The organism is Kitasatospora mediocidica KCTC 9733 (assembly GCF_000744225.1).
Taxonomy (GTDB): Bacteria; Actinomycetota; Actinomycetes; order Streptomycetales; family Streptomycetaceae; genus Kitasatospora; species Kitasatospora mediocidica.
Map to the genome: position 1 here is coordinate 978,277 of NZ_JQLN01000004.1, position 16,982 is coordinate 995,258.

The 16,982-nt window shown below is 74.5% G+C and carries 1 protein-coding gene; it reads right to left on the bottom strand.

The features are described 5' to 3' along the window. Window position 1: 1 nt before the first annotated feature. On the bottom strand, window positions 2-16,963 hold the full coding sequence (locus BS80_RS38560; protein WP_083974553.1) for a type I polyketide synthase: 16,962 nt from the start codon (window positions 16,961-16,963) through the stop codon (window positions 2-4). Window positions 16,964-16,982 lie beyond the last annotated feature (19 nt).

The window sequence follows — 16,982 nt, forward strand, 5'->3', positions numbered from 1 at the left end:
GTCAGGAGATCCCGAATTCTTTGCCGATGAAGTCGAAGAGGTCGTCATCCGTCGCCGACTCGATCTCGTCGACGACGTCGGCGCCGTCCTCGGGCGCCCGGTCCTCGCTCCAGGTCGCGAGCAGCGCCTGCAGGCGGGCGGTGACCCGGCCCCGGCCCTCGTCGTCCGTCTCGGCCCCCGCGAGCGAGGCCTCCAGCCGGTCCAGCTCGGCGAGCACCGAGGTCACCGCGCCCGCGCCGTCCGGAACGATCTCGTCCTTGAGGAACTGGACCAGCGCGGTGGGAGTCGGGTAGTCGAAGACCATGGTGGCCGGGAGCCGGACCCCGGTGACCGCGCCCAGTCGGTTGCGGAGTTCGACGGCGGTCAGCGAGTCGAAGCCGACCTCGCTGAACGACCGTGCCGGGTCGACCACTTCGGGCCCGGGGTGGCCGAGCACGGCAGCCACCTCGGTGCAGACCAGGTGGAGCAGCACCTCCTCCCGCTCGGCCGCCGACCGTCCGGCGAGCCGCCCGAGCAGAGCGTCGACGCCCGCCGCGGCGGCCGCGGCCGACTCGGCGGCCCGGCGGACCGGCACCCGGACCAGGCCGCGCAGCAGCAGCGGCAACTGCCCGCCGGCCGCAGCCTGGGCCCGCAGGGCGGCCAGATCCAGCGGCATCGGGACCAGCAGCGGTTCGGCGCTGCCGGCCGCCACGTCGAAGAGCTCCAGACCCTGCGTGGTGGAGAGCGCGTTGACCCCGCCCCGGTTCATCCGGGAGACGTCCGACGCGTCGACCCCGCCGCCCATGCCCGCATCGGCCCACAGGCCCCAGGCCAGTGAGGTCGCGGGCAGGCCGAGTGCGGCGCGATGCTGGGCGAGAGCGTCCAGGAACGCGTTGGCAGCGGCGTAGTTGCCCTGGCCCGCGCCACCGAAGACACCGGCGGCGGAGGAGAAGAGCACGAACGCCGACAGGTCCATGTCGCGGGTCAGTTCGTGCAGGTTCCAGGCGGCGTCCACCTTCGGACGCAGCACATGGGCCAGACGCTCGGGGGTGAGCGAGCCGATCACGCCGTCGTCCAGGACGCCGGCGGTGTGCACCACGGCGGAGAGCGGGTGCTCGGCCAGCAGGCCGGCCAGCGCCTCACGGTCCGCGACATCACACGCCGCCCACGTCGCCTCAGCACCCAAGTCGGCCAACTCGGCCGCCAGTTCGGCAGCACCCTCGGCCGCCGCACCACGACGGCTCACCAACAGGAGGTTGCGCACGCCGTGCTCGGTCACCAGGTGGCGGGCGACCAGGCCGCCCAGCGAACCCGAGGCACCGGTGACCAGCACCGCGCCCTCGCCGTCCCAGGTCGGGGCGTCGCCCTCGGCAACGGCTCGGGCCAACCGCGCGGCCTTCAGCGTGCCTGCGCGGAGGGCGAGTTGCGGCTCCCCCGCAGTCAGCGCTGCCGACAGACCCTCGGTCCCGTCGATGTCCAGCAGCAGGAAGCGGCCCGGGTTCTCCGACTGCGCCGAACGCACCAGACCCCACACGGCCGCACCCGCCAGGGCGTCCACCGGCTCACCCGGGACGGCGGCCACCGCGCCCGAGGTCACGAAGACCAGGCGCGCATCCGCGAAACGCTCATCCGCCGACCACCGCTGAAGCAGCGCCAACGTCTGCTCCGCTGCCGCATGAGCCGCAGTCGCGCTGTCGCCCTCGACCACGGGCGACACCAGGACGAAGTCCGGTACCCCGCCGTCCAGTTCAGCAAGCTGGTCGAGATCCGCACAACGGTCCCCCGCCGGCACCAGGCCGAACGGATCCGCACCCAGCACCGCCACACGACCCGCATCGACGGCATTCGCCGCGACATCCACCCACTCGACACGGAACAGCGACTCCTGGCGCCCGGTCGCGCCCAGCTGCTCCGCCGAGACCGAACGCAGCACCAGGCCGTCGACCGAGGCGAGCGGAGCACCCGCGACATCCGCGATCTCCAGTGCCACCCGGCCGTTGGCGACCGGTGCCAGCCGCACCCGCAGCGCGGAGGCGCCGACGGCGTGCAGCGAGACGCCGGTCCAGGCGAACGGCAGTCGTCCCTGCCCAGGGTTTCCGGCGAGGTCGCCGAGCCCGAGCGCGTGCAACGCGGCGTCCAGCAGCGCCGGGTGCAGCCCGAACGCCTTGGCGTCGGCCTCGCTGCCCTCCGGAAGTGCGACCTCGGCGAAGATCTCCTCGCCGCGCCGCCAGGCACCCCGCAGGCCCTGGAAGACCGGCCCGTAGGCGAACCCCGCACCGGCCAGGCCCTCGTAGAGCCCGTCGACCCCGATCGCCTCCGCATCCACGGGAGGCCACACGCCGAGGTCGAACGAGACCGCAGGACCGCTCTCCACCAACACGCCGGTGGCGTGTCGCAGCCACGGCTCATCCTCCGGCGCGCTCTCCGCACGCGAGTGCATGGTCAGCGAGCGACGGCCCTCGGCGTCGGCTGCCGCGAGCGACAGGCGCAGCTGGACGCCTCCTCGCTCGGGCAGGATCAGCGGTGCCTCCAGGGTGAGTTCGTCCAACCGGTCGTAGCCCGCCTGGACACCGGCGCGCAGCGCCAGTTCCACGAACGCCGTCCCCGGCAGCAGCACCGAGCCCATGACGGCGTGGTCGGCCAGCCACGGGTGCGTCTCCAGCGAGAGCCGCCCGGTGAACAGGAAGCCGTTCGACTCGGGCAGTTCCAGCGCCGCGCCGAGCAGCGGGTGCTCGGCCGGGTTGAGCCCGATCGCGGAGGCGCTGCCGACGGACGATCCGGCGTCCAGCCAGAACGGCTGGTGCTGGAAGGCGTAGGTCGGCAGGTCGACGCGCTGGGCGCCCTGCCCGGCGAAGACCGCCTCCCAGTCCGGGGTGGCCCCCCGGACGTGCGCCGCACCGAGCGCCGCGAGCAGGGCGGCGCTCTCGGGCCGGCCCTTGCGCAGCGTCGGGACGAAGGCGTGCTCGTCGCCGGTGACGCACTCCTGCGCCAGCGCGGAGAGCACGGCGTCCGGGCCGAGCTCGACGAAGGTGGTGACGCCCTGCGCTTCGAGCACCCGGACGCCGTCGAGGAAGCGGACGGTGTCGCGGACGTGCCGGACCCAGAAGTCGGCGGAGCCGACTTCCTCCGCCGTCGCCAGGGCGCCGGTCAGGTTGGAGACGATCGGGATCTTCGGCGCGTGGTAGGTCAGGCCCTCCGCGAGCTTGCGGAAGTCCGCGAGCATCGGCTCCATCAGCGGCGAGTGGAACGCGTGGCTGACGGTCAGGCGCTTGCTCTTACGGCCTGCCGCAATGGCCAGGACGGCGTCCTCGTCACCAGCGATCACCAGCGAGTTCGGACCGTTGACAGCGGCGATGCTCACCCGCTCGGTGAGCATCGGCAGCACCTCCGCCTCCGTCACCTGCAACGCCACCATCGCACCACCGGCGGGCAGTTCCTGCATCAGACGGCCACGAGCGGCCACCAGCGTGCAGGCATCCGCCAGCGAGAGAACACCCGCGACATGCGCGGCGGCGATCTCACCGATCGAGTGACCGGACAGGAAGTCCGGCCGCAGGCCCCAGGATTCGACGAGGCGGAAGAGCGCCACCTCGATGGCGAACAGCGCCGGCTGGGTGAACTCCGTCCGGTTCAACGCCTCGGCGTCATCACCGAACAGCACATCCCTCAGCGGCAGTTCGAGCTCAGCACAGACCGCGTCCAACGCAGCCGCGAACACCGGGTAGGCGTCGTACAGTTCACGCCCCATCCCGAGCCGCTGACTGCCCTGCCCCGTGAACAGGAACGCCGTCCGCCCACCGGCGACCGTCCCTCCCCGCACCTGCCCGGAGGCCAGCGCGGCGAGGCGGTCCAGGAACTCCTGGCGGTCGGCGGCCACCACGGCCGCGCGGTTCTCCAGGGCGCTGCGCGTGGTGGCCAGCGAGTAGCCGAGCGAGGTGAGGTCCACGTCCGGGTGGTCGGCCAGGTGCGCGCGCAGACGGGCGGCCTGGTCGCTCAGCGCCTGCGGGGTCTTGCCGGACAGCACCCAGAGCGGCACACCGGCTCCCGTCGGGCGGGATTCGACCTCGGGGACGGGCGGTGCCTGCTCGATGATGGTGTGCGCGTTGGTGCCGCTCATGCCGAACGAGGAGACGCCGGCCCGGCGCGGACGGCCGGTCTCCGGCCAGGCCCGTGCCTCGGTCAGCAGCTCGACCGCGCCCGCCTCCCAGTCCACGTGCGGCGAGGGTGCGTCCACGTGCAGGGACTTGGGCAGCACGCCGTGCTGCATCGCCATCACCATCTTGATGACGCCCGCGACACCGGCGGCGGCCTGGGTGTGACCGAAGTTGGACTTGATCGAGCCGAGCCAGAGCGGCCGGTCCGCGTCGCGGTCCTGGCCGTAGGTGGCCAGCAGCGCCTGGGCCTCGATCGGGTCGCCCAGCGTGGTACCGGTGCCGTGCGCCTCGACCGCGTCCACGTCGGCGCTGGTCAGCCCGGCGCCGGCCAGCGCCTTGCGAATCACCCGCTGCTGCGAGGGACCGTTCGGCGCCGTGAGGCCGTTGCTCGCGCCGTCCTGGTTGACGGCCGAGCCCCGGACCAGTGCGAGCACCCGGTGGCCGAGCCGCTGCGCGTCGGAGAGCCGCTCGACGAGCAGCATGCCGACGCCCTCGCCCCAGGCGGTGCCGTCGGCGGCGGCCGCGAACGGCTTGCAACGCCCGTCGGCGGCCAGGCCGCGCTGGCGGCTGAACTCGGTGAACACCGACGGCGTGGTGATGATGGTGACACCACCGGCCAGCGCCATCGTGCACTCGCCGCTGCGCAGCGCCTGCGCCGCGAGGTGCAGCGCGACCAGCGAGGACGAGCACGCGGTGTCGACCGTGACGGCCGGACCCTCGAAGCCGAAGGTGTACGACACCCGGCCGGAGGCGATGCTGCTGGAGCCGCCGGTGCCGAGGTAGCCCTCGACGCCCTCGGGGACGGTGTTCAGGCGCGACACGTAGTCGTTGTGCATCTGGCCGACGAAGACGCCGACCTGCTTGCCGCGCAGCGCCGCCGGGTCGATGCCGGCCCGCTCGAAGGCCTCCCAGGACGTCTCAAGGAGCAGGCGCTGCTGCGGGTCCATCGCCAGCGCCTCACGCGGCGAGATCCCGAAGAACGCCGGGTCGAAGTGGTGGGCGTCGTAGTAGAAGCCACCCTCGCGGGCGTAGGAGGTGCCGGGCCGGTCCGGGTCCGGGTCGTAGAGCCCGTCGAGGTCCCAGCCGCGCTCGGCCGGGAGGTGCGCGATGCCGTCGCGGCCTTCGGCGAGCAGCGCCCAGAGGTCCTCGGGCGAGCGGACGTCGCCGGGGAAGCGGCAGCTCATCGCGACGATCGCGATCGGGTCGTCGTCGACGGCACCGGCCGTGTGGGCCGGTGCGGCCGCGACGGGGTCGGGCGCGTCGGCGCCGAGCAGTTCGCCGCGCAGGTACTCGGCGAGGGCGGTGGGCGTCGGGTAGTCGAAGACCAGGGTGGCCGGCAGCCGCAGACCTGCGGCACCGCCCAGCCGGTTGCGGAACTCGACGCCGGTGAGCGAGTCGAACCCGAGGTCCTTGAAGGCCCGGTTCCCGTCGACCGCGTCGGGCGAGGCGTGGCCGAGCACGGCGGCCACCTGGCCGCGTACCAGGTCGAGCAGGAGCTGCGCCCGCTCGGCCTCGGGCAGCCGGACCAGGCGCTCGGCGAGCGAGCTGCCGTCGCTGACGGCGCCCGAGCGCGCGGCGCGGCGGGCCGGTGCGCGCACCAGGCCGCGCAGCAGGGCGGGCACCATGGCGGGGTCGGCCTGCTGGAGCGGCGCCAGGTCCAGCTGCATCGGCACCAGGAACGGGTCACCGATCAGGTGGGCGGCGTCGAGCAGGCCCAAGCCCTCCTCGGAGGAGAGGCCGAGCACGCCCGAGCGGCTCATCCGGGACTTGTCCGTCCCGTTCAGCTCACCGGTCATGCCGCTGGCCTCGGCCCACAGGCCCCAGGCGAGTGACGTGGCGGCGAGGCCGTGGGCGTGCCGGTGGCGGGCCAGCGCGTCCAGGAAGGTGTTGGCGGCCGCGTAGTTGGCCTGTCCGGCGCCGCCGAAGGTGCCGGCGGCGGAGGAGAAGAGCACGAACGCGGCGAGGTCGGCGCCCCGGGTCAGCTCGTGCAGGTTCAGCGCCGCGTCCACCTTGGGGCGCAGCACCCGTTCGACGCGCTCGGGCGTCAGGGAGCCGACGATGCCGTCGTCCAGCACACCGGCGGTGTGCAGCACGGCGGTCAGCGGGTGTGCGGCGGGGATCGCGCCGAGCACGGCGGCGAGGGAGTCGCGGTCGGCCGCGTCGCAGGCCGCGATGGTCACCTCGGCGCCCAACGCGCGCAGTTCGTCCGCGAGTTCGGCGGCTCCGGCGGCCTGCTCGCCGCGCCGGCTGGTGAGCAGCAGGTGGCGGGCGCCGCGCTCGGTCACCGCGTGCCGGGCGACCAGGCCGCCCAGCGTCCCGGTGCCGCCGGTGACCAGCACCGTGCCGTCCGGGTTCCACGGCGCGGGGACGGTCAGCACGACCTTGCCGACGTGCCGGGCCTGGCTCAGGTACCGGAACGCGTCCGGGGCCTGGCGGACGTCCCAGCAGCTGATCGGCAGCGGCCGCAACGCGCCCCGCTCGAACAGCTCAAGGAGTTCGCAGAGCATCTCCTGGATGCGGTCGAGCCCGGCCTCGGTCAGGTCGAACGCCTGGTAGGCGACGCCGGGGTGTTCCGCGGCGACCTCCGCCGGGACCCGGACGTCGGTCTTGCCCATCTCCACGAAGCGGCCGCCGCGCGGCAGCAGCCGCAGCGAGGCGTCGACGAACTCCCGGGCCAGCGAGTCGAGCACGACGTCCACACCGCGAGCGCCGGTGGCCTCGCGGAAGGTCTGCTCGAAGTCCAGGGTACGGGAGGAGGCGATCCGGTCGTCGGCCAGACCGAGCGAGCGCAGGGTGTCCCACTTGGCCGGGCTGGCGGTGGCGAACACGTCGACACCCCAGTGCCGGGCCAGCTGGACGGCGGCCATGCCGACACCACCGGCGGCGGCGTGCACCAACAGCGACTCGCCGCTGCGCAGACCGGCCAGGTCGCGCAGCGCGTAGTAGGCGGTCATGAAGACGATCGGGACGGACGCCGCCTCGGCGAAGCTCCAGTCGGCGGGCATCGGTGCGACCATCCGGCGGTCCGCCACCACCAGCGGGCCGAAGCCGCCGGGGAGCATGCCGAGGACGTGGTCGCCGACGGCCAGGTCGGTGACCCCCGGGCCGACCTCCAGGACGACACCGGCGCCCTCACTGCCCATCAGCCCGGCGTCACCGGGGTACATGCCGAGACCGTTGAGCACGTCGCGGAAGTTCAGGCCGGCGGCCCGGACCCCGACCCGCACCTGTCCGCTCTGCAGCGGGGCCGAGGCCTCCGGGCAGGGCAGCAGGGTCAGGTTCTCCAGCGTGCCCTTGTCCTCCATGTCCAGGCGCCAGGCCTGGTCGTCGGCGGGCGGCACCAGCGGGCCGCCGACCGGGACGCGGGCCAGCCGGGGGGCGTGCACGGTGCCCCGGCGCAGCGCCAACTGCGGCTCACCGCCGGCCAGGGCGGCGGGCAGCGCCTCGTAGGAGCCGCTGTCACCGTCCAGGTCCAGCAGGACCAGGCGGTCGGGGTTCTCCGACTGCGCGGACCGCACCAGACCCCACACCGGGGCGTGCGCGAGGTCGCGCAGACCGGCGTCGGCCTGGGTGGCGACCGCGCCACGGGTGACCAGGACCAGGCGCGAGCCGGCGAAGCGCTCGTCGGCCAGCCAGGACTGGACGAGCGCGAGGGCCTCGCGGACGGCCGTGTGCACGGCGCCGGTCAGCTCCTCGGCGCCGGCCGGCGCGTCCTGCGGCAGGCACGGGACGAGGACGTGGGCGGGTGCCTGGGCCCCCGCGTCCACGGCCGCCCCGAGCGCGGCCAGGTCGGCGTGCACGACGGTCCCGCCGGCCAGGCCGTGCGGCCCGGGCAGGTCGGCGCCGAGCAGCGTCCACGGCCCGACGGGCTCCGCACCGGCGGCGGCCACCGGGACGGTGACCCAGTCCAGCCGGAACAGCGACTCGTGGTGGGCGACGGCGGAGCGTCCGGCGGTGAGCTGGTCGGCCGCCACCGGACGCAGCGCCAGCTGCCGGACGGCGGCCACCGGCGCGCCGGTCCCGTCCGCCAGCTCCAGCGCCACGCTGTCGGTGCCGGTCTGCGTGAGGCGCACGCGCAGGGCGCCGGCGCCGACCGCGTACAGCGTCACGCCGCTCCAGGAGAACGGCAGCCTGCCCTGTCCGTCGCCGTCGGGACGGGCGAAGGTGCTGTGCAGGGCGGCGTCCAGGAGCGCCGGGTGCAGGCCGAACAGGCCTGCCTCGGACCGGCGTTCCTCGGGGAGTTCGATCTCGGCGAAGACCTCGTCGCCGCGCAGCCAGGCCGCGCGCAGGCCCTGGAACATCGGGCCGTAGGCGAAGCCGCCCTGGGCCAGGTGCTCGTAGAGACCCTCGACGTCGGCGGCCTCGGCGCCGGCCGGCGGCCACTCGGTCAGGTCGAAGTCGGCCTGCGGGGTGCCGGGGACGAGCACGCCGCTCGCGTGCCGGATCCACGGCTCCTCGGCCGGGGCGTCCTGCGTGCGGGAGTACAGCTCCAGCGTGCGGTGCCCGGCCTCGGCCGGGGCGCCGACCATGATCTGGACCTGGACGGCCCGCTGGTCGGCGAGGACCAACGGTGCCTCGATGGTGAGTTCGTCCAGCTGGTCGTGGCCGACCTGGTAGCCGGCGTGCATCGCCAGCTCGACGAAGGCGGTGCCGGGCAGCAGGACGGTACCCATGACGGCGTGGTCGGCCAGCCAGGGGTGGGTCTCCAGCGAGAGCCGGCCGGTCAGCAGATACCCGTCGGAGTCGGCCAGCGGGACGGCCGCGCCCAGCAGCGGGTGACCCGCCGACGCGAGACCGGCCGACACGACGTCGCCGACCCAGCCGGCGGGCGCCTCCAGCCAGAACCGGCGGCGCTGGAAGGCGTAGGTGGGCAGCGGGACCTGACGGGCGCCGGTGTCGGCGAACACCGCCTCCCAGTCCAGCTCCGCGCCCCGGACGTGCAGCGCGGCGAGGGCGGTGGTCAGCGCCTCAGCCTCGGGGCGGCCCTTGCGCAGGGTCGGGACGAAGGCGTGGTCGTCGCCGGTGACGCAGTCCTGCGCCAACGCGGAGAGCACGCCGTCCGGGCCGAGCTCGACGAAGGTGGTGACGCCCTGGGCTTCGAGGGTGCGGATGCCGTCCAGGAAGCGGACGCCCTCGCGGACGTGCCGGACCCAGAAGTCGGCGGAGCCGACTTCGCCGGTCAGGTTGGAGACGATCGGGATCTTCGGCGCGTGGAACGTCAGGCCCTCGACGACCTCGCGGAAGGCGTCGAGCATCGGCTCCATCAGCGGCGAGTGGAACGCGTGGCTGACGGTGAGGCGCTTGGACTTGCGGCCGGCCGCGACGGCCAGGACCTCGTCCTCGTCACCCGCGATCACCAGCGAGTTCGGACCGTTGACGGCCGCGATGCTCACCCGCTCGGTGAGCAGCGGAAGCACCTCGTCTTCGGTGGCCTGGATCGCCACCATCGCGCCACCGGCGGGCAGTTCCTGCATCAGACGGCCACGGGCGGCCACCAGCGTGCAGGCATCCGCGAGCGAGAGAACGCCCGCGACGTGCGCGGCGGCGATCTCACCGATCGAGTGACCGGAGAGGAAGTCCGGGCGCAGGCCCCAGGATTCGACGAGGCGGAAGAGCGCCACCTCGATGGCGAACAGGGCGGGCTGGGTGTACTCGGTCCGGTTCAGCGCCTCGGCGTCCTCGCCGAACAGCACGTCCTTCAGCGGCAGTTCGAGCTGCGCGCAGACCTCGTCCAGCGCAGCCGCGAACACCGGGTAGGCGGCGTGGAGTTCACGCCCCATCCCGAGCCGCTGGCTGCCCTGGCCGGTGAACAGGAAGGCCGTCTTGCCACCGGCCACCGCGCCCTCGACCACGCCGGCGGCGGTGCGGCCCTCGGCCAGCGCCTCCAGACCGGCCAGCAGGTCGACACGGCTGTCGCCCACCACGACCGCACGGTGCTCCAGCGCCGCACGCGTCGTCGCCAACGCGTAGGCGACGTCAGCGGGGTGCTGCGCCGGCTGCTGCCCCAGGTGGGCGAGCAGGCGCTCGGCCTGGGCGCGCAGGGCGTCCGTGCTGCGTGCCGAGAGCGTCCACGGCAGCGCGCCGTTCGTCCGGGGGGCCGACGGCTGCGGTGCCTGCGCCTTGGGTGCCTCTTCGAGGATGGTGTGCGCGTTGGTCCCGCTGACGCCGAAGGACGAGACGCCCGCGCGGCGCGGACGGCCGGTCTCCGGCCAGGCCTGGGCCTCGGTCAGCAGCTCGACCGCGCCCGCCGCCCAGTCCACGTGCGGCGAGGGCTCGTCCACGTGCAGGGTCTGCGGCAGCACGCCGTGGCGCATCGCCATGACCATCTTGATGATGCCGGCCACGCCGGCCGCGGCCTGGGTGTGGCCGATGTTCGACTTGATCGAGCCCAGCCGCAGCGGCTGGTCGGCGGTCTTCTCCCGGCCGTAGGTGGCCAGCAGGGCCTGGGCCTCGATCGGGTCGCCGAGCGTGGTGCCGGTGCCGTGCGCCTCCACGACGTCGACCTCGGCGGCGGAGACCCGCGCGTTGGCCAGCGCCTGGCGGATGACGCGCTGCTGGGACGGGCCGTTCGGCGCGGTCAGCCCGTTGCTGGCGCCGTCCTGGTTGACGGCGGTGCCACGGACGATCGCCAGCACCTGGTGGCCGTTGCGCTGCGCGTCGGAGAGCCGCTCGACGAGCAGCATGCCGACACCCTCGGCCCAGCCGGTGCCGTCGGCGGACGCGGCGAAGGACTTGCAGCGGCCGTTGGTGGCCAGGCCCTGCTGGCGGCTGAAGTCGACGAAGGTGTCCGGGGTGGCCATCACGGCCACGCCACCGGCCAGCGCCATCGTGCACTCACCGCTGCGCAGCGCCTGCGCCGCGAGGTGCAGCGCGACCAGCGAGGACGAGCACGCGGTGTCGACGGTGACCGCCGGGCCCTCCAGGCCGAGCGTGTAGGCGACCCGGCCGGAGGCGACGCTGCCCGCGTTGCCGGTGCCGAGGTAGCCCTCCAGGCCGTCGGGGATGGCGGGCAGCCGGGAGAGGTAGTCGTGGTACATCACACCGGCGAAGACGCCGGTGCGGCTGCCGCGCGCGGACAGCGGATCGATGCCGGCCTGTTCGAACGCCTCCCAGGACGCCTCCAGCAGCAGGCGCTGCTGCGGGTCCATGGCCAGCGCCTCACGCGGATTGATGCCGAAGAAGTCGGGGTCGAACTCGCCCGCGTCGTGCAGGAATCCGCCCTGGCTGGTGTAGCTGGTGCCGGCGTGCTCGGGGTCGTCGTGGTAGAGCGCGTCGAGGTTCCAGCCGCGGTTGGTCGGGAAGCCGGAGATGGCGTCCACCGAGCCCGTGACGAGCTGCCACAGCTCCTCGGGGGTGGTGACCCCGCCGGGGTAGCGGCAGCTCATGCCGACGATCGCGATGGGCTCGTCGTCGGCGATCGCGGCGGCGACCACCGGTGCGGCGGCGCCGTCGTCCGCGTTGGCGCCGAGGATCTCGGTGCGCAGGAAGCCGGCCAGCACGGTGGGCGTCGGGTAGTCGAAGACCAGCGTGGCGGGCAGCCGGACGCCGGTGACGGCGCCGAGGCGGTTGCGCAGCTCGACGGCGGTGAGCGAGTCGAAGCCCAGCTCCTTGAACGCCCGGCCCGCACCGACGGCCTCGGGGCCGAGGTAGCCGAGCACCACCGCGACCTGGCTGCAGACGATCTCCAGCAGCAGGCGGTCGCGTTCGGGCACGCTCAGGCCGAGCAGCCGCTCGGCGAGGCCGCCGGCCGGAGCCGCGCCCGCCGCGTCGACGACCCGGCGGCCGGTGGCCCGGACCAGGCCGCGCAGCAGCGCGGGCACCATGCTCGCGTCGGCCTGGCGCAGCGAGGCCAGGTCCAGGTGCATCGGGACGAAGGCGGCGTCGCCGACGGCCAGTGCGGTGTCCAGCAGGGCCAGGCCCTCGGCGGAGGAGAGCGCGGCGACGCCGGCCCGGTTGATCCGCTGAAGGTCGGTGTCACCCAACTCACCGGTCATGCCGCTGCGTTCGGCCCACAGGCCCCAGGCGAGCGCGGTGGCCGGCAGCCCCTGCGCCCGGCGGTGCTGGGCGAGCGCGTCCAGGAAGGTGTTGGCGGCGGCGTAGTTGGCCTGGCCGGGGCCGCCGAGGGTGCCGGCGGCGGCGGAGAACAGCACGAACGCGGCGAGGTCGGCGCCCCGGGTCAGCTCGTGCAGGTTCAGCGCGGCGTCGACCTTGGCCGGCAGCACGCGGTCGATCCGCTCGGCGTCGAGCGAGCCGAGCACGCCGTCGTCCAGCACGCCGGCGGTGTGCACCACGGCGGTCAGCGGGTGCGCGGCGGGGACGGCGGCCAGCACGGCGGCCAACGCCTCGCGGTCCGCCGCGTCGCAGGCCGCGAGGGTCACCTCGGCGCCCGACTGCCGCAGTTCGGCGGCGAGTTCGGCGGCGCCGGGGGCGTCCGCGCCGCGTCGGCTGAGCAGCAGCAGGTGCCGCACGCCGTGTTCGGCGACCAGGTGCCGGGCGACCAGGCCGCCCAGCGTGCCGGTCGCGCCGGTGACCAGCGCGGTGCCCTCGGGGGCGAGGACGGGCGCGCTGTGCTCGTCCTCGGCGGCGACCCGGGCCAGGCGCGGCACCAGCACGGCGCCGGTGCGGATCGCCAGCTGCGACTCACCGCCGGCCAGCGCGGCCGGCAGGACGCGGAAGGACTCCGCCGAACCGTCCAGGTCCAGCAGGACGAAGCGGTCGGGGTTCTCCGACTGCGCGGAGCGCAGCAGGCCCCACAGCGGGGCGTTCGCCAGGTCCGCGACGTCGTCGGCGGCGGTGGTGGCGACGGCGCCGCTGGTGGTGAGCACCAGCCGGGAGTCGGCGAAGCGGTCGTCGGCCAGCCACTGCTGGGCCAGCTCCAGCGCCCGGTGCAGCGCGGCGCGCACGGCACCGGGCAGCGCGGCGTCACCGGGCAGTGCGGCGTCACCGTGCGGGAGGAACGGTGCCAGCACGGCGCGCGGCGCCGGGGTGCCGGCGGCCACGGCCGCGCCGAGCGCGGCCAGGTCGGGGTAGGCCGCCGAGGCCGGCAGCGCGGCGGCCAGCTCCTCGGTGACCTCGCCCAGCAGGGCCCACTGACCGGCCGTGACGGTGGTCGGGGCCGCGACCGGCGCCGGGGTCCAGTCGACCCGGAAGAGCGAGTCGTAGAAGGTGCTGCTCGCGGCGTGCAACTGCTGCGGGGAGACCGGGCGCAGCAGCAGCGCGTCCACCGAGGCGACCGGGACGCCGCTCTCGTCCGTCACCAGGACGGCCACGGTGTCCTGGCCGGCCGGCGACAGCCGCACCCGCAGGGCGGCGGCGCCGACGGCGTGCAGGCTGACGCCGCTCCAGGAGAACGGCAGGCGGCCGTGCTCGGTCTCCTCCAGCAGCGAGCCGATGCCGACGCCGTGCAGGGCCGCGTCCAGCAGCGCCGGGTGCAGGCCGAAGAGGCCGGCCTCGTCGCGGACGTGCTCGGGCAGCCGGACCTCGGCGTAGACGTCGTCACCGTGCTGCCAGGCGGCCTTGAGGCCCTGGAAGACCGGGCCGTAGGCGAAGCCGGCCTCGGTGAGGTACTCGTAGAGCCCGTCGACCGGGACCTCGGTGGCGCCCGGCGGCGGCCAGGCGGCCAGGTCGGCGTCCGGGGTACGGGCCCCGGCGGCGAGCAGGCCGGTGGCGTGGCGGGTCCACTCACCCTCGCCCCAGGTGCCGTCGGCGGCCTCCTCCAGGCGCGAGTGCAGGGTCAGCGAGCGGCGCCCGGAGGCGTCCGGCGCGCCGACGGCGATCTGCAGCTGCACACCACCCTGCGGCGGCAGCACGACCGGGGCTTCGAGGGTGAGCTCCTCCAGCAGGTCGCAGCCGACGTGGTCGCCGGCCCGCACGGCCAGCTCGACGAAGGCGGTGCCCGGCAGCAGGACGGTGCCCATCACGGCGTGGTCGGCCAGCCACGGGTGGCTCTGCAGCGAGAGCCGGCCGGTGAAGAGGAACCCGGCGGCGTCGGCCAGCGAGACGGCGGCGCCCAGCAGCGGGTGGTCGGCCGGGCCGAGCCCGGCGGCGGTGACGTCGCCGGTCCAGGGAGCGGCCGGCTCGGGCCAGTACAGCTCACGCTGGAAGGCGTAGGTGGGCAGTTCGATCCGGCTGCCGCCGCTGCCCGCGAGGACGGCGGTCCAGTCGACCGCGACGCCGTGCACATGCGCCAGGGCGACGGCGCCGGCCAGCGCCGCGCTCTCGGGGCGGTCACCGCGCAGCACAGGCAGGAAGAGCGCGCCGTCGGCGGTGGTGCAGTCCTGCGCCAGCGCGCTCAGCACGCCGTCGGGACCGAGCTCGACGAAGGTGGTGACGCCGTACTCCTCCAGCCGGCGGATGCCGTCCAGGAAGCGGACCGCCTCGCGCACGTGCCGCACCCAGTACTCGGGCGCGCAGATCTCCTCGGCGGAGACCGAGGCGCCGGTGAGGGTGGAGACGATCGGGATGACCGGCGCGGCGTAGGCGATGCGCTGGGCGACCTCGCGGAACGCCGCCAGCATCGGGTCCATCTGCGGCGAGTGGAAGGCGTGACTGACCGTCAGACGCTTGGTCTTGCGGTCCTCGAAGGCGGCGACGACGGCCAGCACGGCGTCCTCGTCGCCCGCCACGACCACGGACTTCGGGCCGTTGACGGCGGCGATACTGACCCGCTCGGTGAGCAGCGGCAGCACCTCGGCCTCGGCGGCCTGGATGGCCACCATCGCGCCACCGGTGGGGAGTTCCTGCATCAGGCGGCCACGCGCGGCCACCAGCACACACGCGTCCGCCAGCGAGAAGACGCCTGCCACGTGCGCGGCGGCGATCTCACCGATCGAGTGGCCGGCCAGGAAGTCCGGCTTCAGACCCCAGGACTCCAGCAGCCGGAAGAGCGCCACCTCGATGGCGAACAGCGCGGGCTGGGTGTACCCGGTCCGGTCCAGCTGCGTGCTGTCTGAGGCGAACAGCACGTCCTTCAGCGGCAGTTCGAGGTGCTGGTCGAGCTCGGCGCAGACCGCGTCGAGCGCCTGCGCGAAGCCGGGCACCGTCGCGTACAACTCCCGGCCCAGGCCCGCCCGCTGGCTGCCCTGCCCGGTGAAGAGGAACGCCGTCTTGCCGTCGCCGACCTCGCCCTGGACCAGGCCGGCACCGGTGCCGCCCTCGGCCAGCACGGCGAGGGCGCGCAGCAGGTCGGCGTGGCCGCCGTCGCCGGTGAGGACGACCGCGCGATGGTCGAGCGCGTGCCGGGTGGTCGCCAGCGAGTGGGCCAGGTCGGCCGCGCTCAGCTCGGGGTGGGCTGCCAGGTGGGCGGTGAGCCGCTCGGCCTGGGCGCGCAGCGCCGGTTCGCTCTGCCCGGAGAGCAGCATCGGCAGCAGCGGGCCGATGCCGGCCGACCGCTGGACGGAGCTCTCCCCCGGAGCCGGCACGGCCTCCCCGGCGGGCGCCTCGGCCTCGGGCGCCTGCTCGATGACGGTGTGCGCGTTGGTGCCGCTGACGCCGAACGAGGAGACGCCGGCCCGGCGCGGCTGGCCGGTCTCCGGCCACGGCTGAGCCTCGGTCAGCAGCTCGACGGCACCGGTGCCCCAGTCGACGTCCCGGGAGGGCGCGTCGACGTGCAGGGTGCGCGGCAGCACGCCGTGCTCGATGGCCTTGACCATCTTGATGATGCCGGCGACGCCGGCGGCGGCCTGGGTGTGGCCGAAGTTGGACTTGACCGAGCCGAGCCAGAGCGGCCGCCCCTCGGGCCGGTTCTGGCCGTAGGTGGCCAGCAGCGCCTGGGCCTCGATCGGGTCGCCCAGGCTGGTACCGGTGCCGTGTGCCTCCACCACGTCCACCTGGGCCGGCGTCAGGCCGGCGTCGGTGAGCGCCTGGCGGATGACGCGCTGCTGGGAGGGGCCGTTGGGCGCGGTGAGGCCGTTGCTGGCGCCGTCCTGGTTGACGGCGCTGCCCTTGACGATGGCGAGCACCGGGTGCCCGTTCCTGCGGGCGTCGGAGAGCCGCTCGACGAGCAGCACGCCGACGCCCTCGCCCCAGCCGGTGCCGTCGGCGCCGTCCGCGAACGCCTTGCACCGGCCGTCGGGCGCCAGCCCGCGCTGGCGGCTGAAGTTGACGAACGCCCGCGGGCTGGTCATCACCGTGACACCGCCGGTGAGTGCCAGCGAGCACTCACCGCTGCGCAGCGCCTGGATCGCCAGGTGCAGCGCCACCAGCGAGGAGGAGCAGGCGGTGTCGATGGTGAGGGCCGGGCCCTCCAGGCCGAAGGTGTAGGAGAGCCGGCCGGAGATCACGCTGGCCGCGTTGCCGGTCAGCAGGTACTGCTCGGCGCCCTTCGGCAGCCGGTGCATGATCTCCGGGTAGTCCTGGCCGTTGGTGCCGATGAAGACGCCGGCCTTGCTGCCGCGCAGGGTGGCCGGGTCGATGCCGGCCCGCTCGAACACCTCCCAGGAGGTCTCCAGCAGCAGGCGCTGCTGCGGGTCCATGGCCAGCGTCTCGCGCGGGCTGATGCCGAAGAAGGCGGCGTCGAAGCGGCCCGGCCCGTCCAGGAACCCACCCTCGCGGGTGTAGCTGGTGCCCTGGGAGTCCGGGTCCGCGTCGTACAGCGACTCGATGTCCCAGCCGCGGTCCGCGGGGAAGTCCGAGATGGCGTCGCCGTCCGAGGCCACGAGGTTCCACAGGTCCTCCGGAGACTCGACGCCCCCGGGGAACCTGCAGCTCATGCCCACGATCGCGATCGGTTCCGGCTCCTGCGACTCGACCTCGCGCAGGCGCTGTCGCGTCTGGTGCAGATCGGCAGTTACCCGCTTGAGGTAGTCGAGGATCTTGTCCTGATCCGCCATTGGAGTCTCACCCATGCTT

Bases quoted from the DNA above. Each gene is read 5' to 3' on its own strand.
- BS80_RS38560 (WP_083974553.1), bottom strand. From the start codon at position 16,963: ATGGCGGATCAGGACAAGATCCTCGACTACCTCAAGCGGGTAACTGCC.